We start from the raw sequence: 242 nt of genomic DNA, 5'->3' as shown, positions 1-242 counted from the left end.
GAAAATGCCAGCACAATTCATTGCGTCGGCCGAAGGCTTCGACATTTATCCTTCTGGCACGCTGGCCGCGAATTACCCATGGTTCGTGACCAATAGTGCCATTGCCGGGCAAATCAACTTGTCGGCAGGAGCTTTTGGCGGGGCCGCACTCACGTTCCCAGTGAGCGGAGCACCAACCTCGCTCACCTCTGGGTTTGAGTATCAGTTTCCGAGCACGATGCAGATCATACGAGGTAACACGA

General features: G+C 55.0%; 1 protein-coding gene. It reads left to right on the top strand.

The window, feature by feature from the left end:
* Positions 1 to 242: hypothetical protein (locus tag AC1RPJ_RS08310; protein WP_481762936.1), on the top strand; the 242-nt coding region annotated here is incomplete at both ends.

This window comes from Dellaglioa sp. CoH-57-MRSF-17, from assembly GCF_056782015.1.
This window is presented reverse-complemented; position numbering and strand designations above follow the sequence as displayed.